The following is a 22,347-nucleotide window of genomic DNA, read 5'->3' as shown; positions in this document are numbered from 1 at the left end:
TTTGCCATTGCCTGTGCCGACTGGATATCTGCCAAAAAAGGCCCCGTGCAATGAAATTCACTCTGTCCTGGCTGAAAGACCACCTCGACACTGACGCTTCGGTTGATGAGATCGCCGAGGCGCTGACCGACCTTGGCCTGGAGGTCGAAGAGATCGTGAACCCGGCGGACCGGTTGGCAGGCTTTACGTTGGGCCATGTCAAACATGCCGAGAAACACCCGGACGCTGACAAGCTGCGGGTCTGCACGGTTGAAACAGATGAGGGTGATCTGCAGATCATCTGCGGGGCCCCGAACGCGCGTGAAGGCATCACCGTCGTGGTTTGCAAGCCGGGCATGTACATCCCCGGTCTGGATATCACCATCAGCGTCGGCAAGATCCGGGGCGTCGAAAGCTTTGGCATGATGGCCTCGGAACGCGAGCTGGAGCTGTCGGAGGAGCATGACGGCATCATCGAGCTGCCTTCCGGTGAAGTTGGTGACAAATTTGTCGACTGGCTGGCCGAGAACGATCCGTCGAAGGTCGATCCGATGATCGAGATCGCGATCACGCCGAACCGGCCCGATGCGCTGGGCGTTGAGGGGATCGCGCGTGATCTGGCCGCGCGCGGTATCGGTACGCTGAAACAGCGTGACTATGCGCCGGTTCCCGGGGATTTCGAGTGCCCGATCAAGGTCAGCATTGACGAAGACACTTTGGACGGTGCGCCGCATTTCACTGGGCGCCTGATCCGCGGCGTCAAGAACGGCCCCAGCCCACAGTGGCTGCAGGATCAGCTGAAGGCTATTGGCCTGCGTCCGATCTCGGCCTTGGTGGACATCACCAACTATATGACCTTCGACCACAACCGCCCGCTGCACGTGTTTGATGCGGATAAAGTGCAAGGCAACCTGCGGGTGCATCGCGCCAAAGGTGGCGAGACACTGGTGGCGCTGGATGAGAAAGAATATACTCTGCAGCCAGGCATGATGGTGATTTCGGACGACAACGGCCCGGAATCGATTGCCGGGATCATGGGCGGTGAGGAAACCGGCTGCGCCGAAGAGACGGTTAATGTCTTCCTGGAGAGTGCGTTCTGGGACCACGTGCAGATCGCGCTGACCGGTCGTGCGCTCAAAATCAATTCGGACGCGCGGTACCGGTTCGAGCGCGGTGTTGATCCAGATTACACCCGCGAAGGGTTGGAACACGCAACTCAGATGATCCTGGATATCTGTGGCGGCGAAGCGTCCAACGTGGTCGAAGCGGGCAAGGCCCCGAACCATGGGCGGGCTTACAAGCTGGACGCGGCACGGGTGCAGTCTCTGGTCGGAATGGACATTCCTGAAAGCGAACAGCGTCAGACCCTGACCCGCCTGGGTTTCCGCCTTGAGGGTGAGATGGCTCATGTGCCCAGCTGGCGTCCCGATATCATGGGTGAGGCCGATCTGGTGGAAGAGGTCGCGCGGATTGCGTCCCTGACCAAGTTGCAGGGCAAACCGTTGCCGCGCGTGACGGATGGTATCCCCAAGGCAGTGATGACGCCAACGCAGCGCCGTCAGTCCATGGCGCGTCGGACCTGTGCCGCGTTGGGCTATAATGAATGTGTGTCCTACACCTTCATTGATCAGGCGTCCGCAGCGCTGTTCGGCGGAGGTGATGAGGCGACCCAACTGGAAAACCCGATCTCGTCCGAGATGAGCCACATGCGCCCCGACTTGCTGCCCGGCCTGTTACAAGCGGCGGCGCGCAATCAGGCGCGAGGCTTTGCGGATGTGGCTTTGTTCGAGGTTGGCCCGGTGTTCCATGACGGAGAGCCCGGCGATCAGAAAACCCAGATCACCGGCTTGCTGGTCGGTCGTGACGGACCGAAAGATGTACACGGGGCCGCGCGAGCGGTGGATGTGTTTGACGCCAAGGCAGATGCTGAAGCTGTACTGGCTGCCATTGGTGCACCGGCGAAGGTGCAGATCCTTCGTGACGGGGACGCCTGGTGGCATCCGGGACGTCATGGCAAGATTTGCCTGGGTCCGAAAAAGGTACTGGGCGTGTTCGGCGAACTACATCCGCGTGTCTTGCAGGCGATGGACATCAAGGGTCCGGCGATGGCGTTTACGATCTGGCCGGACGAGGTGCCTCTGCCCCGCAAATCCGGTGCAACCCGCGCCGCGTTGGAGCTGCGAGATCTTCAGGCGGTCGAACGTGATTTTGCCTTTGTCGTCGATGAAGGTGTCGAGGCGCTGACGGTGGTGAATGCTGCAGCGGGTGCTGACAAGGCGCTGATCGAGGATGTACGCGTCTTTGACGAATTCATCGGCGGAAGCCTGGGTGAAGGTAAGAAATCTCTGGCCATCACCGTGCGCCTGCAGCCGACGGACACGACGCTGAAGGAAAAAGATATCGAAGCGGTGGCCGAAAAGATCATCTCGAAAGTTACCAAGGCGACCGGCGGCGTCCTGCGCGGGTAACTCAGGATCGCCTTCGGCGAGAGTATTTTTGAAAAGATGAAGGGGCGGCGGCGCCCTTTCTGTATTTGCGGAGGACTGAATATGCTGAACGTTTACCTCTCGGGCGAAATTCACACCGACTGGCGGGAACAGATCATTGAGGGTGCGCAAGGGTTGGATGTGACATTCAACAGCCCTGTGACCGATCATGCTGCCAGCGATGATTGCGGTGTCGCCATTCTAGGGGCCGAGCCGAACAAATATTGGCACGACCATAAGGGCGCGATGGTCAACGCGATCCGCACGCGCAAGGGGATTGCGGATGCGGACGTCGTGGTTGTTCGGTTTGGAGACAAGTACAAACAGTGGAACGCAGCCTTTGACGCGGGTTATGCTGCGGCACTTGGCAAGTCGATCATTGTTCTGCACGGCCCGGATCATCAGCACGCGTTGAAAGAAGTTGACGCAGCCGCGCTTGCCGTGGCTGAAGAGCCTGCTCAGGTTGTGGAAATTCTGCGCTATGTGTTGACTGGCGCGCTGCCCGGCTGAGACATGCAAAAAGGGTGCCGCCAAAGGCACCCTTCCAAAATTCAATCGTTTAGCCGCGCGCAGGTATGACCTTGCCGCGCTGAACCGCCGGACGTTGCATGAAACGGTCGACATAGGCGACGGCATTGGCGTAGCCGTCCCAGCCGACAACGTCCTTCGTGCCGTAGAAATCCAACGCGTTCAGCCATGGCGCAAGGGCAATGTCGGCGATTGAATAGTCGCCTGCGATCCAATCTTGCCCTTCAAGCTGGGTGTTGACCACGTTCAACAGGCGTTTCGCCTCTTTGACATAGCGTTCGCGCGGGCGGGGGTCTTCGATCTCGCTGCCCGCAAATTTGTGGAAAAAGCCCAGCTGGCCGAACATCGGACCGACCCCGCCCATCTGAAACATCAGCCACTGGGTGATGCGGTGTTTGTCGGCGGCGCTTTCACCCAATAACTTGCCCGACTTCTCTGCAAGGTACAGTAGGATGGCGCCGCTTTCGAACAGGGCAAGCGGTTCACCATCAGGCCCGTTGGGATCGATGATGGCAGGGATTTTGTTGTTCGGGTTCAGCGATAGAAACTCGGGGCTTTTGACATCCGCATCTGCAAGCGTCACCAGATGAGCCTCGTATGGCAGGCCGGTTTCCTCAAGCATGATCGACGCTTTGACGCCGTTTGGGGTTGGATAGGAGTACAGTTGGATCTTGTCCGGGGATTGGGCAGGCCAGCGGGCCATGATCGGATGAGGTTTGTTGTCCAGCATTGGGGGCTCCTGATTGGATATCTCGTCAAAGCTAGGGATCAAACTGTGATCATGTAAGCCCTTTGCCCTGTGCATTTCCGGTCAGGCCGTGTTTTTTGACGAACAACGGGGAAATCCGGCGAAAGTCGCACCTAGACCGAAACGCAATCTTAGCTCACAATCCGGTGACCCCCGCGAAAACCTCGCGGGTTTCTTGCTGTTGAAAGGAGATGCGCGTGGATGAGGTCGTAACACAGGTGGGCGCATACGCCCCGCTGATCATGAATGCAGTCAAGGCGCTTGTCGTTCTGATCCTGGGCTGGATTGTAGCCGGCGCAATCGGTGGCATGGTGCGCCGCCGGATCAACTCGACGCCACATATCGATCCCACACTCGGGAACTTTATGGCGAGCCTTGTCAAATGGGCCATACTGGCCATGGTTCTGGTTGCCGTTCTTGGCATCTTTGGGATCGAAGCCACAAGCATCGTTGCCATTCTCGGCGCCGCTTCTCTGGCCATTGGTCTGGCACTTCAAGGCACGCTCAGCGATTTGGCTGCCGGTGTCATGCTGGTCGTCTTCCGACCCTACAAACTGGGTCAGTATGTGGATATTGGCGGCACAGCAGGAACCGTGAAGGATTTGAACCTGTTCACCACCGAACTGGTAACCCCTGACAACGTTCAGATCATTGTCCCGAACGGTCAGTCCTGGGGATCGATCATCACCAACTTTTCGGCACATGACACGCGTCGCGTCGATCTGGTGTTCGGTATTGATTATGGTGACAGTGCGGACAAGGCGATGCAAATCATCTTGGACGTGGCCAAAGCGGACGACCGCATTCACAGCGATCCCGAGCCCTGGGTCAAGGTCACCAATCTTGGGGACAGTTCAGTGGACCTGACGGCGCGGCTCTGGTGTGATGCGGCGGATTATTGGGATGCCAAATTCGAACTGACCAAGGCTGTGAAAGAAGCCTTTGACGACAAGGGTATCTCGATCCCTTACCCACACGCAGTGGAAATTCAGAAACAGGGGTGACGGCTCCTGCCTGTCAACCGGGCATAAAATTTGCCCTTATCCTGTTGGGCTGGGCACCGCGCGAAAGCGCGGTGCTTTTTTGGTTTGTAAACTGTGGTTCAGAACCATCTTTGCTTATGATTTGACGACCACGTTGGGCGAAACCACGTCAATACCCAGGGCTTTGCCGACGGCATAGTAAGTCAGCTGCCCTGCATGAACGTTCAGACCTTCCAGAAGGTGCGGATCGTCCTGACATGCCTGTTTCCAGCCTTTGTCTGCCAGAGACAGCATGAAGGGCATCGTGGCGTTGCCCAATGCGATGGTCGAAGTACGCGCCACAGCACCGGGCATGTTTGCCACGCAGTAATGCATGATGCCATCGACGTCGTAGATTGGGTCGGCATGGGTGGTGGCTTTCGAAGTCTCAAAGCACCCGCCCTGATCGATGGCGACGTCAACCAGAACTGCGCCCGGCTTCATCGTCGACAATTGAGCGCGCGATACAAGTTTAGGAGCCGCAGCGCCAGGGATCAGTACGGCACCGATCACCATATCGGCATCCCGGATCAGCTCGGCCGTGGCGCCCGCCGTTGAATATTGGTTCTTGAATGTCCCACCAAAGACGTCATCCAAATAACGCAGGCGTGGCAAAGAGCGATCCAGAACGGTGACGTCTGCGCCCATGCCAGCGGCGATCTTTGCTGCGTGCGTACCCACGACGCCGCCACCAATCACGACGACTTTGGCCGGGCCAACACCGGGAACGCCGCCCATCAGAACACCGCGTCCACCATTTGCCTTTTGCAGGGTCCACGAGCCGACCTGAGGCGCCAGACGACCAGCGACTTCGGACATCGGCGCCAGCAGAGGAAGACCGCCATTGGCATCGGTTACGGTTTCATAGGCGATTGCTGTACAGCCCGATTCCAGCAGGTCATGGGTTTGCTCTGGGTCGGGTGCCAGATGCAGGTATGTGAACAGCAACTGACCTTCACGCAGCATCTTGCGTTCGACAGCTTGCGGTTCTTTGACCTTGACGATCATGTCAGCGGTGGCGAACACTTCTTCTGCGGTGTCGATGATGCGTGCGCCTGCTGCAACATAGGCGTCATTGTCAAAACCAGCGCCAATGCCTGCGCCGGTTTCGATCAGTACTTCGTGGCCGCGGGCAACCGCTTCCTGAGCGGCGTTGGGTGTCATGCCGACGCGGAATTCCTGAGGTTTGATTTCCTTGGGGCAACCGATTTTCATGGAGGTCTCCGTTCATAAACTGCTTAAATTATGTGCAGTTCGGCGCGCAATTTCTGTGAAAGAAAACGTGCCGTGGGAATTTTCTTTGGAAGAATCTCCTGTATAAGGTGTAAATCCCGCAAAGGAATTGCACGAATGGCCTTAGATACGACTGATAGAAAGATTCTGGCGGCCCTCCAGAAAAACGGCCGGATGTCGAATTCGGAGCTGTCCGAGCAGGTCAACCTGTCGCCGTCTGCCTGCCATCGGCGTGTTCAGCGTCTCGAGGTTGAGGGGTTCATCCGCAACTATGTGGCGTTGCTGGATGCGCGCAAGATGAACGTGCCTACAACCGTCTTTGTCGAGATTACCTTGCAAGGACAGGCCGAAGAGGTTTTGGATTCTTTTGAAAAGGCAGTGGCGCGTATTCCCGACGTATTGGAGTGCCACCTGATGGCGGGAACGGCGGACTATATCCTGAAAGTGGTGGCCGAAAACACCGAGGATTTTGCGCGCATTCACCGGCAATATCTGTCGCGATTGCCCGGGGTGGCGCAGATGCAAAGCTCGTTTGCTTTGCGCACAGTGTTCAAGACCACCGCTCTGCCAGTCTGAATTTCAGGCGGGGCCGGGATAGGTGAACAGCAGCAGGTGCACCAGATTGAACCCGAAATGCATCGCAACGGGCACCCAAAGACGCTGTGTTGCATAATACCCCAAACCACAGGCCAACCCGAGAATTGAGGCAAAGACCACTAGTGCCGGTCCGCCGCCAAAGTGAGCCAACCCGAACAGCAGGCTAGCCGCAATAACTCCTCCGACGGCGCCAAGACGTGAGATGACGGCGGATTGCAGGTAGCCACGAAAGAAGGCTTCTTCCGTCAGGCAGGTCAAAAACAAGTTGGACAGGACAAAGACCAGCCACCACCGTGGGACCGAAAATTCTGGCTGTATCGCGCCGACGGCAAGACCCAATAGAAACAGCCCCGGCAACAGCAGGAGCCCTGCCACCAGCGGGCCGAATTTGGTCTGAATGGTGCTTTGAAGCATTCCGGGACAGGCTAGAAGAACGGCGAAGAAGACCATCGGTTTGTCCAGATTCAGGTGCATTGTGAACCCTGTACTGGCGGCCCCGGTCTGCACCTGATCCAACACTTTCAGGTTCTGAAATCCGGGCAGAAGATGCGCACCCATGGCCAGACACCACAGGATCAAAAGCGCGTGTCCTGCGACCGCAAGCCGCCCTTTGAGGTGCGGCAGCAAGGCGGCTCCGGCCAGCCCACCGACCACAGCCGCAATAGCCAGAAGTGACATCAGCCCCGTTGCTGAGGCGATGCTTGCAAACAGAACCAGCAGTGACAGCGCGACCGCCCAGTGCCCCACAAGCGCAGTTACCTGCGCGGCGATCAGAATCAACCAAGGCCAAATCGCCGGTAATAGAGAAAGAAAGAACGTCACGCGCTTTGCATCCTGTAAGTCCAGACAGTCTTGCCGCACAAAATCGAGGCAATGCAAGCATTCAGCACGCTGCGCGTTCCTGTGTTCTGCCTTGCGTCAATTCTGACGCTTGTAACCTCTGGTTTGGGCGTTCACATTTGGGGGAAAGACCATATGCCCGCGCCGACTGGATTTTCGGAGATTTCGGCAGCATTGGGCGTCGTCGCCTTACATCAATTTATCTGATGACATCAGGCGGTTACACGGGCCCGATATGGTTCGAACCCGATAACAAAAAAGGAGCTAACCTTGGCTTACGAAAACAACGGTGGACCCAAAGATTGGCTTGAGGCCGAATTGGAAGACACGTTGGACGAAGATTTTGAGATCGAGTTCAGCGAACCGATGCTGTCGATGGAAGTGCGGAAGATCTATCGGGAACAACACCCGGATATGCTGGATCGCAAGGTCTATTTCCGCAACCTGCTGCGCCTGCAAGCTGAGCTGATCAAAGTGCAGGATTGGGTTCAGCACACCGGTGCCAAGGTTTGTATTCTGTTCGAAGGTCGCGACAGCGCGGGCAAGGGGGGCGTGATCAAACGGATCACCCAGCGCTTGAATCCACGTGTCGCGCGTGTGGTCGCCCTGCCCGCGCCCAGCCGTCGCGAGCAGAGCCAGTGGTATTTCCAGCGTTATGTGCCGCATTTGCCTGCGGCCGGCGAGATCGTGTTGTTCGACCGGTCATGGTACAACCGCGCAGGCGTCGAACGAGTTATGGGTTTTGCGTCCGAGGATCAGGTTGAACAGTTTTTTCAGGACGTTCCCGAATTCGAACGGATGTTGGTGCGATCAGGGATTATTCTGCTGAAATACTGGTTCTCGATCACGGATGAAGAACAGCAGTTGCGATTCCTCATGCGGATTCACGACCCGATGAAACAGTGGAAGCTGTCACCGATGGATCTGGAATCCCGCATCCGTTGGGAATCTTATACCAAGGCGAAAGAGGATATGCTCTTCCGGACCAATATTCCCGAAGCCCCTTGGTACATTGTCGAAGGCAATGACAAAAAACGCGAGCGGTTGAACTGTATCGAGCATCTTTTGACCAAAGTTCCATACACGGATGTGCCACAGGAAAAAGTCAATCTGCCTGACCGCCGATATAACCCGGAATATGAGCGTCGCGTTTTGCCGGATGAATTGTACGTGCCAAAGATTTACTGATGGCGCCATGCGGGGCGAGCCAGCCGCCCCGCACCTCAGCTGCTATCAGGCTGCTTCGATCATGCAGCCCGTGCCCCAGAAATTGAACACATAGATGTCTGCGTCATCTGTTCCGTCCGAGCCAGCATAGTCGTCAACGGGGGCTTCGACCGGGTCCATGTCATCGACCTCAACAATGTCCATGTCGTCGGTGTCTGTATCCTGCATGTCATCCTCGGCCATGTCCGACGGTGTCATGTCGTCTGTCTCCCAGTGGAACTGATCAATCTGCGCCAGAACGTTATCCAGGAAAGCTTCCAGTTCGGCCAGAAAGGCTGCCACGTCAAAACATCCGTCAGGTTCTTCACCGACAGGTGTCTCGGGGGCTGGCTCGGCCACATCCGTGTCGGGTGTTTCGGCATCCGGCTCCTCGGGCTCGGCCACGTCGGTGTCAGGCGTTTCGGCATCCGGCTCCTCGGGTTCGGCCACATCGGTATCGGGCGTTTCAGTATCCGGATCCTCGGGTTCGACCACATCAGTGTCGGGCGTTTCGGCATCCGGGTCCTCAGGCTCGGCCACATCGGTGTCGGGCGTCTCGGCGCCCGGGTCTTGGGGGTCCGCCACATCGTCCACAGGTGGAACCGGAGCGTTCCCGTTGTCCAGCATCACAGCGCTGTCAGTGGCCGCGAAATTCTGAGTGACCATCACCGCGTCGAATCCTTGCATGTCACCGGTTTCAATGCCGATGCCAATATATTCGAAATCAGGGTTCAGAATGTTTGCTCGGTGTCCCGGGCTGTTCATCAGGTTTTCGTGCAACTGCGCGACGTCATCGCTAATGCCGGGCTCGCCGCGTTCTGATTGCCAGGCGATATTCTCGCCAGTGCGCCAGCTGCCGGACAGATCAAAACCTGCATCCTGCATTCGCTGTGTCGCGCTGGAGCCGCCCTGGCCTGTATGGCTGAACGTGTCCGTATCCAGCATCCAGCTGCTGTGATCTTCGGATGAGTCGTTCAGCTGTGTTTCCAGTTGCAGTGGGGTAAGCCCGCGTGATGTGCGCTCGGCGTTGATCAGCGCCAGCATTTCTTGCTCGATTTGACTTGCAGTCGACATGGTAGCCTCCGTTTGTAAGTGTCGTCCGATTGGACGTCGCCAGTTACAAGCGGCTTGCTGAGGTCAGATAGGGGCGCAGAAATATTAGGCGAATTCTGGCGGGGCAATGCTACCAGAGCGGGATTCGCTGCGCTGCAAAATGCCGGGCAAAATGTTGCTGGTGGGGAAATGGCGGCTTGTCGCACACCCTGAAGCACGAGTCGGCGGAATAAAACCCACCCCTGAAACGACAAACCCCCGGGCGGGGCCTCGGGGGTCGTCAAATAGTGTCATCTAAAGCTGGATGAGGAAAGTCTTAGAGCAGACCTTCGCGCTGGGCTTTCTTGCGTGCCAGTTTACGGGCACGACGAATCGCTTCAGCTTTCTCACGCGCTTTTTTCTCGGACGGTTTCTCGAAATGTTGCTTCAGCTTCATTTCACGGAACACGCCTTCGCGCTGCAGCTTTTTCTTCAGGGCACGAAGCGCCTGATCGACGTTATTGTCGCGAACACTAACCTGCATGTGGTTGTCACCACCTTTCTAGATAGAGTTGCAAGGAAATTGCAGGAGTTGGCCGTATAGCAAAGCCGCCCTAACTTGTCTAGTACTGGGCCCGACAACCGGAGAACCGCCATGACGACCACATATGAAGATGCAAAACAGCAGCTTTTGGATGCGATGCTGATCCATGTTCCCTTCGACGGCTGGTCGGAAACCAGTTTTCGTGCCTCTATTTCCGATTGTGATCTGGATGATGGTCTGGCTCGTGCGATCTGTCCACGCGGGGCGGTTGATCTGGCGCTGGCTTACCACGCACGCGGCGATCAGGCGATGCTGGATCGCATCAAATCCGAAGATCTGAGCGAGTTGAAATTCCGCGACAAGATTGCAGCTGCGGTTCGGTTCCGGTTGCAGGCGGTCGAAGACAAAGAGTTGGTGCGCCGTGGCATGACCCTGTTTTCCCTGCCGACCCATGCGGCGGATGGGGCCAAGGCGGTCTGGCAAACCTGCGATCTGATCTGGGATGCGCTGGGCGACACGTCGGACGATGTGAATTGGTACACCAAACGGGCCACTCTGTCGGGGGTTTACTCGTCGACGTTGCTGTTTTGGCTGGGCGATGACAGCCCCGACCATCAGCGCACGTGGGAATTCCTGGACCGCCGGATCGCAAATGTCATGGAGTTTGAAAAGCTCAAGGCGCAGGTACGCGACAATCCGGTGCTGAAGCCGTTTCTGGCGGTTCCGAACTGGCTGGCCGGGCAGGTGAAAGCGCCCATGAGAATGCGGGCCGATCTTCCGGGCATGTTGAACCCTCGAAAGTAGGGCATCTTGGCGCTAGGCCCCGGCCCGTATGCCTGCTAGGCATTGCGCAAAGGAGGTGCCTATGACCCAGATGATGCGCGCTGTTGAGATCACCAAACCGGGTGGTCCTGATGTTTTGCAACTGACTGAACGTCCTGTTCCCGAGCCGGGTAACGGACAGGTTGTGCTGAAAGTAGCTTATGCCGGTGTGAACCGTCCTGATGCGTTGCAGCGGGCAGGGGCCTATGATCCGCCTCCAGGTGCCAGCGACCTGCCGGGGCTTGAGGCGTCGGGCGAAGTGGTCTCGGTCGGTGCAGGGGTCGAGGGGTTGTCAGTCGGCGACAAGGTTTGTGCGTTGTTGCCGGGTGGGGGCTATGCCGAATACGTCGCCACGTCTGCGGCGCATTGCCTTCCGGTCCCTGCGGGGATGGGAATGAAAGAAGCCGCTTGCCTGCCGGAAACCTTTTTCACCGTCTGGTCCAACGTGTTCACACGTGGTGGTCTGAAAGCGGGTGAGCGGTTTCTGGTCCATGGCGGCTCCAGCGGGATCGGGACAACGGCAATCCAACTGGCCAATGCTTTTGGTGCACGTGTCTTTGCGACCGCTGGGTCCGATGAGAAATGTGAGGCTTGCGTCAAGCTGGGTGCGGAAAAGGCAATCAACTATCGCGATGAAGATTTTGTGGCCACCATGCGGGCCGAGGGCGGGGCGAACCTGATCCTTGATATGGTGGGTGGGGATTACATCCCACGCAACGTCAAAGCATTGGCCGAGGATGGGCGTTTGGTACAGATCGCGTTCCTGCAAGGTCCGAAGGTCGAGCTGAACTTTGCGATGATGATGGTCAAACGTTTGACCCTGACCGGCAGCACCCTGCGCCCGCAGAGCGATTTGGCCAAGGCACAAATTGCGCAGGACTTGCGCGAAGCCGTTTGGCCTCTGCTCGACGCTGGCAAAGTTGCCCCCGTTATGGACAGCGTATTTGAACTGGCCGACGCGGCAGCGGCCCATGCGCGCATGGAAAGCTCTGGCCATATCGGCAAGATTGTCCTCAAGGTTTCGGACTAAGTGTCAAATGCGCGGGCTTGTCCCGCGCCTTCACGCAACCGCGCGGCGGTATAGATGCCATGTGGCGTGGCCCAGAACGGGTACTACCACGATCAGACCCAACAGCATCGGCAAGGCGCCCAGAAAAAGCAGCGCCGCCACGATGAAGCCCCATGTCAGGATGACGCCGGGGTTCTCGCGCAAGACACGAAACGATGTCACAACCGCCACCGGCAGCCCCACCTTGCGGTCCAGCAGCAATGGAAAGCTTACAACGCTGACTGCCAATGCGCACAGGGCGAACACAAAACCAACAGCGGTTCCCGCGACAATCATCGTCCATCCCGCAGAAGTGGTGAGAACCTGTGTGGCAAATGCACTAAGGGATGCGGGTACTTCAGGGCCCATTGTATTAGTATGAATGGCTTGTGCGACCATCAGCCAGACCAAAAGCAGCATGACGAGGTAGAAGCCAAGCACCAGAATTGCACCGAAGGACGGTGATCTGAAGACACCGAACGCATCCAACCAATGCACTGCGCTGCCCTGTTCACGCTTGCGGCTAATCTCATAAAGCCCCACGGCGGCGACTGGCCCGATCAAGGCAAAGCCGGCGACAAGCGGAGCCAGAAGCGGCACCAGATTCATGTTCAAAGCAAAGCCGAACATCAAGAGCCCTGCGATCGGGTAGATCAACACGATGAACACGGCATCCGCCCGTGTTTCGAGAAAGTCGTCATAGCCCGCGCGCAGACAGGCGCGCAGGTCTTGCAGCGTCAAGGTTTGCACCATTGGCAGCTCTTTGGTGTCCGCGCTGCCCAGGCGCGAGACGCTTTCCGAGACATGATCACCTGCCGCCCCGAGATTTCGGGCGGTCCAGCTGATCGGGTTTCCGATTGTTTTGGCCATTTTCCTCCCCTTCCCTGGCGAAAACTGCGCCGCGGGGCGGATCCGGCATCACGTTGCCCGTGGCCGGACCAGCCGGCAACGCCTGATTGCAGTATAGCACAGTTTTGCGAAATCCAGATCAATAGTCTGGCATCGCACGGATTGCCCTGCGTCGAAGTCATGTTAGCTTGAGGGCAGGCAAGAGGAGGTCAGGATGCAGAATACAGCAAAAACAGTTATGATTCATGAGTTTGGCGGCCCCGACGTTCTGCGGATCGAAGACAGACCGCTCGGTGACCCCGGACCGGGGGAAATCCGAATTCGTCACGAAGCCTGTGGTCTGAATTTTATCGATGTATATCAACGGACTGGCTTGTATCCTCTGGACCTTCCGAACGCGCTGGGCATGGAGGCCGCAGGTGTTGTCGAGGCTGTTGGCGAAGGGGTAACGCATCTGGCACCGGGACAGCGGGCTGCATATGCTGCGGCACCGTCGGGGGCCTATTGCGAGGCCCGTGTGATGCCAGCAGCGCAGGTTTGCCCCTTGCCAGATGACATTACATTTCAGACTGCTGCGGCGATGATGCTTAAAGGTTTAACGGTGGAATACCTGTTTCATCGAACGACTCCGTTGAAACGCGGCGATACTGTCCTGTTCCATGCCGCCGCCGGTGGTGTTGGGCTGATCGCCTGTCAATGGGCAAAATCCGAGGGGATCACATTGATCGGGACGGCTGGAAGTGATGAAAAATGCAGCCTGGCCCGTTTCAACGGGGCTGCGCATTGCATCAACTACCGGACTGAAAATTTCGCCGAGCGCGTGGCCGAGATCACCAAGGGGCAGGGTGTGGATGTGGTGATGGATTCCGTTGGGGCGGACACGTTCGAGGGATCTTTGGATTCCCTCAAGCCGCTGGGCATGATGATTTCTTTCGGAAATGCTTCGGGCCCGGTGCCGCCCTTCAATATCGGTGTTCTGGGTCAAAAGGGTTCACTTAAGATCACCCGGCCCACGCTGTTTACGCATATCTCGGATCATGCGGTGTGTCAGGCAATGGCCCGACGACTATTTGGCAAAGTTGAAGGCGGTGAGGTCAAGATCCATGTGGATCAACGCTTTGCGCTTGATCAGGTCGCTGATGCGCATCGCGCGCTTGAGGCGCGGCAAACAACCGGCAGTACAATTTTGGATGTGTGAGACGCGACCCGGCTGAAAAAGCCGGGTCATAAGTTTTCAGACAACAGTTATCAAAACCGATACGTCGCCCGGATCTGCAATGTGGTTGCGTCTACATCCACACCAGTTGCGTTGAAATTGTCGAATTCGTGGTACAGCAGTTCCCCACCGATGCTCACATTGGGTGCCACGATCTGCTCATAGCCTGCGCCGATGAACCAGCCGTCATCGCTGCCGAGGGTGTCTGTCCCGGCTTCGGCATACCCGACCGTGCCGTATAGAAGACCTTGTGGGTTAACTTTGTACCCTGCGCGCGCTTTCAGGCGCCATACGTCTTCGACGGTAGCGGCTCCGGCCAGATCCACATCGGTCCAGTCGTAATCAAAGCCGCCGCCGACAACCCAGGTTCCCAGATCATAGTCGTAACCCAGTACAATACCACCGATTGCGCCGTCTCCGTCGACGCCAGATACGTTGGTGTCCACGTCGATGTAACCCAACTGCAGACCACCGTAGAAGCCGGTCCAATTGCCCGAAGATTGCGCCAGCGCTGATCCGGCCGTCAGTGTCGCGGCCGTTGCGATGAGAGCCAATTTCAAAGTCATCTCATTTCCTTTCGTTCGAAACTCTGCACGAGCGAGCCTCTGCTCACCTATGCAAACCGATACGATCCAGCTTGGTCACCGGATCATTGATTTCTACGTATTCCAGCCCGAAATCCGGCGCTTAAAGATACAGGCAAGCGCCTGTGCCCTGTTCAGCCGGGCACTTGGTATACTGAAAAGATAGGAAAGGATCTGAGGTCTTCAAACGACATGCGGCGACGGAACGCTCCGCCGCCGACACGCCTGACATTTTCAGCGGATTATTGCGCTTGCAGCTCCGCAGGGGTCTTGTCAGCGATGGTTTCCCAGTTTGCGCTTGCGCTTTCGATGAAGCCCGGGATGTCGCCTTCCCAACGTTCCTGGATATCTTGCGACAGGTTCAGGTACAGCTTGTTGTCAACGATTTTCCAGTGGTTCGGGTCGCCGTCGAACTTGAAGCCCATGGCCGCGCCAAATGCACAGTAGCCACCGTATGCGGGCAGGTATGCCTCCGGGTTGGCTTCAAAAGCGGCTTTGTTTTCTTCCGACGAGAAACGGTACAGCGCTTCATCATGCAGCGTGGTGATGCGGTAATCGCCCTTGGTTGCTTCACCGGCGGTGAAGTAGGCAACCGGGTCATAGCCCTGCATCGCCAGGCCGGTCGAGCTTGCGTTGATTTCCACGCCTGCAGCCAAAGTCGAAGTTGCCAGCGCGACGGACAGAGCGACGCCGCTGATCAGAGATTTAAAAGTGTTCATTGCTTCACCTTTCGTGAAAGGAGCCTTGTCTTGGTGCAAACGCAGGCCCCGGTTGTTGTCCTGTGCGGCCCGTAATTGACCGTCACGACAGCGATCTGGGAAGCGGGGTGATCACGTTCAAAGCAATGAATTGTGATTGTGCAGCAGCAAAGATGTCGTGTTCAAAAATGCAGAGCTTAGCAGATTTGGTCAGGCACAAGGCCCAGTACAAAAGTGATGACTTTGCTGGCGGGCATTTCACAGGGCCGCAGCAAAGCCCCGCTGGCGCGCGTCTGGTACAGGTTCAGGCTGATATAGTCCGCGCCGCCCCGCTCATGGGCGACCAGTTTGTGCGACTTGCCACCAGCCATCCGCTGCCGCACGACAACATAGCTGCGCCCATTCGAAGTGCCGGTAAAGCTGCCTTCCAGCAGCGCCAGAAACGCGGACAAGAACGCGTCGGGTGCCGTCACGGCTTCCCGATTTTCGGTTCTGTCCCGGCCTTGATCCGTGCCACATTCGAGCCATGACGCCAATAGATCAGAAGCGTCAGGATGATCCCCAGAATAAAGGTGGATCCGTTTGTAAGCACCAATACCCAGGTTGTCGACAGCGCTGCCGCAGCCAGTGCGCCGACCGACGAAATCCGCCAGATTGCGGCCGCGACCAGCCAGCTCAGGCAGCAGGCCACACCGACGCGCCAGTCCAGCGCCAGCCACAGCCCCAGAAAGGTTGCCACGCCTTTCCCGCCTTGGAAGCCAAGCCAAATCGGGAAGCAATGGCCCACAAATGCCATAAGCGCTGCGATTTGGGCGGCATCTTCGCCCGCATAGGCGCGCGCAACAAGAACGGCCACAGCCCCCTTGGCGGCGTCAAACAGCAACGTCAGGGCTGCAGCGGCCTTGTTTCCAGTGCGCAGAACGTTTGTGGCCCCGATATTGCCCGACCCTATTTCGCGCAGGTTTCCCAGCCCCATGACCTTGGCCAGGATCAACCCAAAGGGGATGGATCCCAACAGGTATCCAATCAAAGCCCACAAGAGCAAATCCTCTGCCGAATTTCCGATAATGGGCATTAAGGTCTCCGGAACACTTCTTGGCCTGCAACATAAGTTGCAAGGACCTTACCTTGCATCCGCTGGCCGTCAAATGGCGTGTTTTGCGATTTGGATTTTAAGGCAAACCGATCAAGCAAAAAGGGCACATCCGGGTCGAAGAGAACCAGATCAGCCGGGGCGTCTTCTGCCAATCGGCCGCTCTCCAGTCCCAACCGTTTTGCGGGGTTGAGCGCCATGGCCCTAAAAAGGGTCGGCAGGTCCAGTTGATCTGCGTGATACAGGCGGAGTGCAGCAGGCAGCAGCGTTTCCAAAGCAACCGCACCCGAGGCAGCCTCTTCAAACGGCAGGCGCTTGCTTTCTTCGTCCTGTGGGGTGTGCATCGAACTGATGGTGTCGATCAGCCCTGTCCGCACAGCCTCGATCACCGCTTGCCGGTCGTCCTCGGACCGTAGCGGCGGCTTGACCTTAAAGAAGGTGCGATAGTCGGCCACGTCCAACTCGTTCAGAGTCAGATGGTGGATCGATGTGCCGGCAGTGATGTTCAGCCCATTGCGCTTGGCCCGTTCCAGCGCGGGCAGGGCGCGGGCGGTGGTGATCTGATCGGCGTGGTAGGCCGCTCCGGTCATCTCAAGCAGGGCGATATCACGATCCAGGCCCATGCGTTCCGCCATCGGCGATACGGCAGGCAGGCCGCGCAACGCTGCGAACTTGCCGCTGGTCGCCGCCGCCCAGGCGCTGAGGCCGGGTTCCTGAGGGTGGGCGATCACCAACGCGCCACAGGATTTTGCGTAGGTCAGCGCGCGGGAAAACACCTTGGTATTGGTGATGACATGATCGCAATCGGTAAAGGCCACAGCGCCTGCGTCCTGCAAAAACCCGATCTCGGTCATCTCACGCCCTTCGCGCCCCTTGGTCAGGGCGGCCATTGGCAGCATATTGACCGGTGTATCCGCCTGCGCGCGCCGGGTCGCGAATTCCAACGTTTCCGGCGTATCCACTGCTGGCAGCGTATCGGGACGGGTGACGATGGTGGTCACACCTCCGGCAGCGGCGGCCAGACCTGCAGATTTGTAGCTTTCCTTGTGCCGCTCGCCCGGTTCACACACCTTGACGCCGATATCGACGATACCGGGGGCAAGGCATTTTCCGTTGCAATCGATGATCTGCCCGTCAGAACCCGGCGCGTTTCCTTCCCCTCGGGCGACAATCCGGCCATCGGCCACCTGTAGCCACCCTGTCGTATCCATTCTAGCCTCCGGGTCGATCAGGCGGGCGTTGATGAAGAGAACGGTGCTCATGGCATGGCCCTTTCGATGGCGGCTTTGGTTGCGGCGGGGTCGGATTGATACTTGATCAGGTGTTTGTCACCACTCTTGGTGACGATCTGAACAAAGCTGCCCATGGTGTTGACCGTTTGGATCTGATTCAGAGGCACCTTGCGCGGGCCGGGGCCGGTCAGGGTCGTGTCCGACATTTCCCACTTGGCGACCAGTTCTTCCGAGGCCAGATACCAGGCGCGGATGCCAATGGCGGCCAGACCTGCGGGTGCTCCGGTCCAGATGTACGGATTTCCGATCAGCCACAAAACGAGCATTGCACCACCCATCGCGACGGCGGCCAACCAGGCGTTGGTGCGGATATAGGCCCCTTTGTCCGGGGCGAAGATCACAGGATCAGCCATATGACGCCTCCAATGACCAAAAGCGCGGCCAGCGCCAGAACAGCTGACCCGACGCGGCGGGGGTGGTCATCCGTTGGAGCGGCTTGCGGTGCCGAAAAAGGCTTTGCGCTTTCGGTTTCAATGACCCCACCGGTCCAGTTCGTGGCCTCTTCCGTGAAAAGACCGATCAGGCGCAAGCGCGGATCAGGTTTCAACGTCGCCGGGCGTCCTTGGAACGCAGCGCTGCGCAAGACCATAACCCAGCCGTCTATCGCGGCCAGAGCGTCCTGTTCCAACTGATCTGAAGACACGCCGCAACCTTCGGTCAGATAGCCATACAGCCCAAGGTCTTCGAGGTCGGACACCGGAAAGATATCGATCTGCTCAGGATCCAACCCATCGACCCCAAGTACTTGGTCGGCAGCGCCGGGCTCGCGCAGAAACTTCGCCTCTTCCGGGCGCATGTCCAGCGTGAACAGGCGCAAGACGCCGCGTTCGTGGGGGGCGACGGTCAGATCGCTCATGCGGCCTCGCGCAGGTTGCGGGCCAGCAGATCCATCGCGGCCATGCGGACGGCGACGCCCATTTCCACCTGTTCCTGAATGACGGACCGGTTGATGTCATCGGCCAGCGTGCCGTCGATCTCAACCCCGCGGTTCATTGGGCCGGGGTGCATGACAATGGCATCAGGCTTGGCTTGCGCAAGCTTTGCGGCATCCAGCCCATAGCGGTGATAGTATTCGCGTTCCGAGGGGATGAACCCGCCATCCATCCGCTCTTTCTGAAGGCGTAGCATCATGACGACATCAACGTCCTTCAGACCCTCGTTCATGTCGTCGTAGATCTCGGCCCCGAACTCGGCAAACTGGCTGGGTACCAGTGTCGGTGGGCCGATCAGTCGAATACGGTTTTCCATTTTGCCCAGCAGGATCAGGTTTGATCGTGCGACGCGGGAATGGGCCACGTCGCCGCAAATCGCGATGTTCAGCCGGTGCAGGCGTCCCTTAGCACGTCGGATCGTCAACGCGTCCAACAGGGCCTGCGTAGGGTGTTCATGTTTGCCGTCGCCCGCGTTCAGAACAGCGCAATTGACCTTTTGCGCCAGCAAATCGACCGCGCCCGAATGCGGATGCCGGACCACCAGCAGATCCGGGTGCATTGCGTTCAATGTCATCGCAGTGTCGATCAGGGTTTCACCCTTTTTGATCGAACTGGCCTGCATTGCCATGTTCATCACATCTGCACCCAGACGCTTGCCCGCCAGTTCGAAACTGGCTTGCGTGCGGGTCGAGTTTTCAAAGAACATGTTGATCTGGGTCAGCCCCGACAGCACGTCTGAATGCTTGGTCGACTGGCGGTTCATGTCGACATAGGTCTCGGCCAGATCCAGAATTTCGGTGATATCGGATTGCGACAGATGCTCGATGCCAAGAAGGTGACGATGGGCGAAACGCATGGGCGGGCTCCTGTCTGACAATCGGGCCGCTTATAGAAAGCTGGGCGGCGCAAGGCAACCTAAGGTTCGGTACCCTCTGGCAGTTTTTCGCAGCCGCCCTCGGGCAGGCATTGTTCACCCGGCTTGCACCATTTGCCATAACCGCAGTCGATGGCCTTGATCGGCACGCAGCCCTGATGGGCCGAACACTTGAAGCCAGGGCGGCATTGCGACCCAGTTTCTTCGCACAAGAACCAACCCGGACGGGAACAGCCTCCGCCGGGCAGGCAGGACGAGCCACGCGCGCAGGTGCGGCCATCGTCGCAAGTTTTAGGCGGTGTCGTGTCCAGGTCAGGTGTGATGCGTTCGCATTCGCCACGCCCGTTGCAAAAACTGTCGCCCGGGCAATCCAGACGAGATGTGCACTTGTTTAGGCCCGCGGGTGCACATCTGGTTCCACCGGCCACGCAACGTTCGAACGGGCCGCAGGTGCGACCACCGCCGCAATAGGTGCCGCCCAGCGGAATACAATGACCATCAAAGCTGCATCTTTGCCCGCCCGAACAGCAGGTGCTACCGCATTTGAATTGCCCTGCGCGGCACTGTCCTTGGGTGTTGTGGAACGTTGCCAGAGCCGGATCGCCGGTAAGGGCCACCACAAGACCGAGCAGGAGGAATCGCAGAATTCTGAGCATCGCGCCCTGATGGTCGGCGCGACAGAGCGACCGATCAAGCCCTATTCGCTTTCCCTCAGCGTTTAGGCAGGTAAATTATCCGTATGGAATCGGGCTTGGACTACTACTCTGCACGGGCGCTGCTGGAATGGCAGATTGAACTGGGCGCGACCGAGGCAATCGGGGATGTGCCGGTTGATCGGTATGCGTTGCCGGATACGTCGCCCAAGCCTAAGAAGGCTGAAGCAACCTCCACGCCCCAGGCGAAACCTAAACAGGCTGATCCGGTTGCCGTAGCGCAGGCTGCAGCGCAGGGGGCAGGGTCTCTGGATCAGTTGCGGACAGTGATGGAGGCTTTTGATCATTGCGAACTTAAGCGAGGGGCGCGGCAGTTGGTTTTTGCCGACGGCACGCCCGGCGCAAAGGTGATGATCATCGGCGAAGCCCCCGGCCGCGATGAAGACCGTGAAGGCAAGCCCTTTGTCGGTCGCGCCGGTCAGTTGCTGGACCGGATGCTGGCGGCAATCGATCTGGATCGCCGCGAGAACGTCTACATCACCAACGTACTGCCGTGGCGGCCTCCGCAGAACCGCGATCCCAAGCCCGAAGAAATCGGGATGATGAAGCCTTTCCTTGAGCGTCACGTTGCGTTGGCCAAGCCCGAAGTTCTGGTGGTGATGGGCAATATCAGCTGTCAGGCAGTGCTGGGAAAACGGGGTATCACTCGTTTGCGCGGCAATTGGGATCAGGCGATGGATTTGCCGGTGATCCCGATGTTCCACCCGGCCTATCTGTTGCGTCAGCCGCAGATGAAACGGCAGGCTTGGGCTGATCTGCTGGAATTGAAAGCGCGGCTGCGAGGCGCAACATGAAGGTTCTGGCCTTTTCCGATTTGCATATGGCGCGCAATCGCGCCGCGGATCTGGTAGCGGCGAGTGTTGACGCGGATTTGGTCATTGGCGCGGGTGATTATTGCAACATGCGTCAGGGTCTGGATGAGGCGATGCAGATGCTTGCGGGTATTTCTGCCCCGCTGGTGTTGATTCCAGGAAATGCAGAAAGTGCAGAAGAACTAGGCGATGCCGCGCCGGAAGGCGTTCATGTTTTGCACGGGACAGGTATGACACTCGACGGGCTTCGTCTGTTTGGATTGGGATATGGCGTGCCGCCGACACCGTTTGGCGACTGGTCCTGCGACCTGACTGAAGGTGCGGCGACTGAGATGCTCGACCGGTGCGATGCGGCTGATGTCCTGATCGTGCATTCTCCGCCCAAAGGTTATGGGGATCAGACGTCGCAAGGTCTGTCGGTTGGGTCGACGGCAGTGCGCGATGCCATAGAGCGGCTTCAGCCAGGTCATACGGTCTTTGGACATGTACACGAAAGTTGGGGCTATCGCGGAACGCTGGGCCGAACGCAATTGGCCAATCTGGGTCCAAAGCCGAATTGGTTTGAGGTGTCTGTGTGATCGAACTTCAGACTTTACTGGTTTTTATTCCAGCCGCCTTGGCACTGAACCTGACGCCCGGTTCCGATATGATGTTCTGCTTCGGCCAGGGTCTTCGGTCGGGCGCATGGCCTTCAGTCTCGGCAAGTGCCGGGGTGTCTGTAGGGTCCATGGTTCATGTCCTGTTTGCTGGTCTTGGTCTGGGCGCTGCGGTCGCGGCGATGCCGTGGCTGTTCGACGTCATCCGTTGGATTGGCGTGACATATCTGCTCTATCTGGCATGGGGCGCGATCCGTAACGGTGCGATCACCGAAGACGCGCCGGTCCGTCCAACGCATCTGGCATTTCGGGATGGGATGCTGGTCAACTTGACCAACCCTAAGGTCATCCTGTTTGTGCTGGCCTTCATCCCGCAGTTTGTGGACCCCGCCACAGGCTCTGTTCTGCTTCAGTTTCTGACCTTTGGTGTGATCATGGCGGTCGGAGGGTTTGTGGTGAACGGGCTGGTGGGCATATTCGCAGGCGGCGCGGGTCGGGTGCTGGTCGGCAACCCACGCGCCTCTCGCATTATTGGCTGGATTACAGGTGGTATTTTTGCCGCGCTTGCCATCCGGCTTGCCATTATGGAAAGGGTCTGACCCA

At 58.1% G+C, this 22,347-nt stretch carries 26 protein-coding genes; 12 read left to right on the top strand and 14 right to left on the bottom strand.

The features are described from left to right. Positions 1-50 precede the first annotated feature (50 nt). A complete protein-coding gene (gene pheT, locus ACR3EH_RS08640; protein ID WP_171647423.1) occupies positions 51-2,447 on the top strand; it encodes a phenylalanine--tRNA ligase subunit beta in 2,397 nt (798 codons plus the stop codon). 81 nt (positions 2,448-2,528) lie between these two features. Continuing rightward, complete coding sequence (locus tag ACR3EH_RS08635; protein WP_171183828.1) at positions 2,529-2,975, top strand: YtoQ family protein; 447 nt, start codon at positions 2,529-2,531, stop codon at positions 2,973-2,975. A gap of 49 nt (positions 2,976-3,024) precedes the next feature. On the opposite strand, the gene ACR3EH_RS08630 is transcribed toward ACR3EH_RS08635, so the two are convergent. Further along, positions 3,025-3,723 carry a glutathione S-transferase family protein gene (locus ACR3EH_RS08630; protein ID WP_171183830.1) on the bottom strand — a complete coding sequence of 233 codons (699 nt, stop codon included), beginning with the start codon at positions 3,721-3,723 and terminating at the stop codon, positions 3,025-3,027. A gap of 215 nt (positions 3,724-3,938) precedes the next feature. Here ACR3EH_RS08630 and ACR3EH_RS08625 point away from each other — a divergent pair, with 215 nt between their 5' ends. Continuing rightward, on the top strand, positions 3,939-4,745 hold the full coding sequence (locus tag ACR3EH_RS08625) for a mechanosensitive ion channel family protein (protein ID WP_171647421.1): 807 nt from the start codon (positions 3,939-3,941) through the stop codon (positions 4,743-4,745). Between the two features lie 114 nt (positions 4,746-4,859). Here ACR3EH_RS08625 and ald read toward each other — a convergent pair whose 3' ends face one another. Further along, positions 4,860-5,978, bottom strand: a complete 1,119-nt coding sequence (gene ald / locus ACR3EH_RS08620) for an alanine dehydrogenase (protein WP_171093821.1) — start codon at positions 5,976-5,978, stop codon at positions 4,860-4,862. Positions 5,979-6,113: 135 nt separating this feature from the next. Here ald and ACR3EH_RS08615 point away from each other — a divergent pair, with 135 nt between their 5' ends. Further along, positions 6,114-6,572, top strand: a complete 459-nt coding sequence (locus ACR3EH_RS08615; protein ID WP_171093819.1) for an Lrp/AsnC family transcriptional regulator — start codon at positions 6,114-6,116, stop codon at positions 6,570-6,572. Between the two features lie 3 nt (positions 6,573-6,575). On the opposite strand, the gene ACR3EH_RS08610 is transcribed toward ACR3EH_RS08615, so the two are convergent. Further along, the gene (locus ACR3EH_RS08610) at positions 6,576-7,415 is read right to left on the bottom strand and encodes a CPBP family intramembrane glutamic endopeptidase (RefSeq protein ID WP_171675886.1); all 840 of its coding nucleotides are present in this window, start codon (positions 7,413-7,415) and stop codon (positions 6,576-6,578) included. A 288-nt stretch (positions 7,416-7,703) separates the two neighbouring features. Between ACR3EH_RS08610 and ppk2 the strand changes: the two genes are divergently transcribed. Continuing rightward, entirely contained in the window at positions 7,704-8,621 is a 918-nt protein-coding gene (gene ppk2, locus ACR3EH_RS08605) for a polyphosphate kinase 2 (protein ID WP_171183836.1), read from the top strand. Positions 8,622-8,666: 45 nt separating this feature from the next. On the opposite strand, the gene ACR3EH_RS08600 is transcribed toward ppk2, so the two are convergent. After that, a complete protein-coding gene (locus ACR3EH_RS08600; protein WP_171183838.1) occupies positions 8,667-9,713 on the bottom strand; it encodes a CAP domain-containing protein in 1,047 nt (348 codons plus the stop codon). A gap of 295 nt (positions 9,714-10,008) precedes the next feature. Next, positions 10,009-10,215: a 30S ribosomal protein S21 gene (gene rpsU / locus ACR3EH_RS08595; RefSeq protein WP_005614280.1), complete on the bottom strand. Its 207-nt coding sequence runs from the start codon at positions 10,213-10,215 to the stop codon at positions 10,009-10,011. 111 nt (positions 10,216-10,326) lie between these two features. Here rpsU and ACR3EH_RS08590 point away from each other — a divergent pair, with 111 nt between their 5' ends. After that, positions 10,327-11,019: a COQ9 family protein gene (locus ACR3EH_RS08590; protein WP_171183840.1), complete on the top strand. Its 693-nt coding sequence runs from the start codon at positions 10,327-10,329 to the stop codon at positions 11,017-11,019. 61 nt (positions 11,020-11,080) lie between these two features. Beyond that, positions 11,081-12,067 (top strand): NAD(P)H-quinone oxidoreductase, encoded by a 987-nt coding sequence (locus ACR3EH_RS08585; protein ID WP_171183841.1) that lies wholly within the window; start codon positions 11,081-11,083, stop codon positions 12,065-12,067. Positions 12,068-12,097: 30 nt separating this feature from the next. Here ACR3EH_RS08585 and ACR3EH_RS08580 read toward each other — a convergent pair whose 3' ends face one another. After that, positions 12,098-12,955: a DUF2189 domain-containing protein gene (locus ACR3EH_RS08580; protein ID WP_171183843.1), complete on the bottom strand. Its 858-nt coding sequence runs from the start codon at positions 12,953-12,955 to the stop codon at positions 12,098-12,100. A 193-nt stretch (positions 12,956-13,148) separates the two neighbouring features. On the opposite strand from ACR3EH_RS08580, the gene ACR3EH_RS08575 reads away from it, so the two are divergent. Continuing rightward, the gene (locus ACR3EH_RS08575) at positions 13,149-14,132 is read left to right on the top strand and encodes a quinone oxidoreductase family protein (protein ID WP_171675888.1); all 984 of its coding nucleotides are present in this window, start codon (positions 13,149-13,151) and stop codon (positions 14,130-14,132) included. 50 nt (positions 14,133-14,182) lie between these two features. Here the strand turns inward: ACR3EH_RS08575 and ACR3EH_RS08570 are convergent, their stop codons facing one another. The 8 genes from ACR3EH_RS08570 to ACR3EH_RS08535 form a co-directional block, all read right to left on the bottom strand. Next, entirely contained in the window at positions 14,183-14,716 is a 534-nt protein-coding gene (locus ACR3EH_RS08570; protein WP_171093803.1) for an outer membrane protein, read from the bottom strand. Between the two features lie 260 nt (positions 14,717-14,976). Beyond that, positions 14,977-15,453, bottom strand: coding sequence for a YHS domain-containing (seleno)protein (locus tag ACR3EH_RS08565; RefSeq protein ID WP_171183847.1), 477 nt, complete (start codon positions 15,451-15,453; stop codon positions 14,977-14,979). A gap of 176 nt (positions 15,454-15,629) precedes the next feature. After that, positions 15,630-15,905: a hypothetical protein gene (locus tag ACR3EH_RS08560; protein ID WP_171183849.1), complete on the bottom strand. Its 276-nt coding sequence runs from the start codon at positions 15,903-15,905 to the stop codon at positions 15,630-15,632. Then, positions 15,902-16,507: a glycerol-3-phosphate 1-O-acyltransferase PlsY gene (plsY, locus tag ACR3EH_RS08555; protein WP_171183852.1), complete on the bottom strand. Its 606-nt coding sequence runs from the start codon at positions 16,505-16,507 to the stop codon at positions 15,902-15,904. Before plsY ends, ACR3EH_RS08560 begins: the two co-directional genes overlap by 4 nt. Further along, a complete protein-coding gene (gene pyrC, locus ACR3EH_RS08550; protein ID WP_171183868.1) occupies positions 16,507-17,787 on the bottom strand; it encodes a dihydroorotase in 1,281 nt (426 codons plus the stop codon). Before pyrC ends, plsY begins: the two co-directional genes overlap by 1 nt. Next, positions 17,784-18,170 carry a hypothetical protein gene (locus tag ACR3EH_RS08545; protein ID WP_171647417.1) on the bottom strand — a complete coding sequence of 129 codons (387 nt, stop codon included), beginning with the start codon at positions 18,168-18,170 and terminating at the stop codon, positions 17,784-17,786. Before ACR3EH_RS08545 ends, pyrC begins: the two co-directional genes overlap by 4 nt. Continuing rightward, positions 18,155-18,673 carry a hypothetical protein gene (locus ACR3EH_RS08540; protein ID WP_171183872.1) on the bottom strand — a complete coding sequence of 173 codons (519 nt, stop codon included), beginning with the start codon at positions 18,671-18,673 and terminating at the stop codon, positions 18,155-18,157. The genes ACR3EH_RS08545 and ACR3EH_RS08540 overlap by 16 nt, the downstream gene beginning before the upstream one ends. After that, positions 18,670-19,605 (bottom strand): aspartate carbamoyltransferase catalytic subunit, encoded by a 936-nt coding sequence (locus ACR3EH_RS08535; RefSeq protein ID WP_171093790.1) that lies wholly within the window; start codon positions 19,603-19,605, stop codon positions 18,670-18,672. The genes ACR3EH_RS08540 and ACR3EH_RS08535 overlap by 4 nt, the downstream gene beginning before the upstream one ends. Positions 19,606-20,114: 509 nt before the next feature. On the opposite strand from ACR3EH_RS08535, the gene ACR3EH_RS08530 reads away from it, so the two are divergent. The 4 genes from ACR3EH_RS08530 to ACR3EH_RS08515 are packed head-to-tail and all read left to right on the top strand — an operon-like array spanning position 20,115 to position 22,343. Then, on the top strand, positions 20,115-20,345 hold the full coding sequence (locus ACR3EH_RS08530) for a hypothetical protein (protein ID WP_171183874.1): 231 nt from the start codon (positions 20,115-20,117) through the stop codon (positions 20,343-20,345). Positions 20,346-20,362: 17 nt separating this feature from the next. Next, positions 20,363-21,130 carry a uracil-DNA glycosylase gene (locus ACR3EH_RS08525; RefSeq protein ID WP_171183876.1) on the top strand — a complete coding sequence of 256 codons (768 nt, stop codon included), beginning with the start codon at positions 20,363-20,365 and terminating at the stop codon, positions 21,128-21,130. Next, entirely contained in the window at positions 21,127-21,726 is a 600-nt protein-coding gene (locus ACR3EH_RS08520; RefSeq protein ID WP_171183877.1) for a metallophosphoesterase family protein, read from the top strand. The genes ACR3EH_RS08525 and ACR3EH_RS08520 overlap by 4 nt, the downstream gene beginning before the upstream one ends. Next, on the top strand, positions 21,723-22,343 hold the full coding sequence (locus tag ACR3EH_RS08515) for a LysE family translocator (protein WP_171183879.1): 621 nt from the start codon (positions 21,723-21,725) through the stop codon (positions 22,341-22,343). Before ACR3EH_RS08520 ends, ACR3EH_RS08515 begins: the two co-directional genes overlap by 4 nt. Positions 22,344-22,347 lie beyond the last annotated feature (4 nt).

It is taken from the genome of Ruegeria sp. BG7 (genome assembly GCF_056535685.1).
The sequence above is the reverse complement of the archived record's forward strand: the minus strand, read 5'-3'. Positions and strand labels throughout refer to the sequence as shown.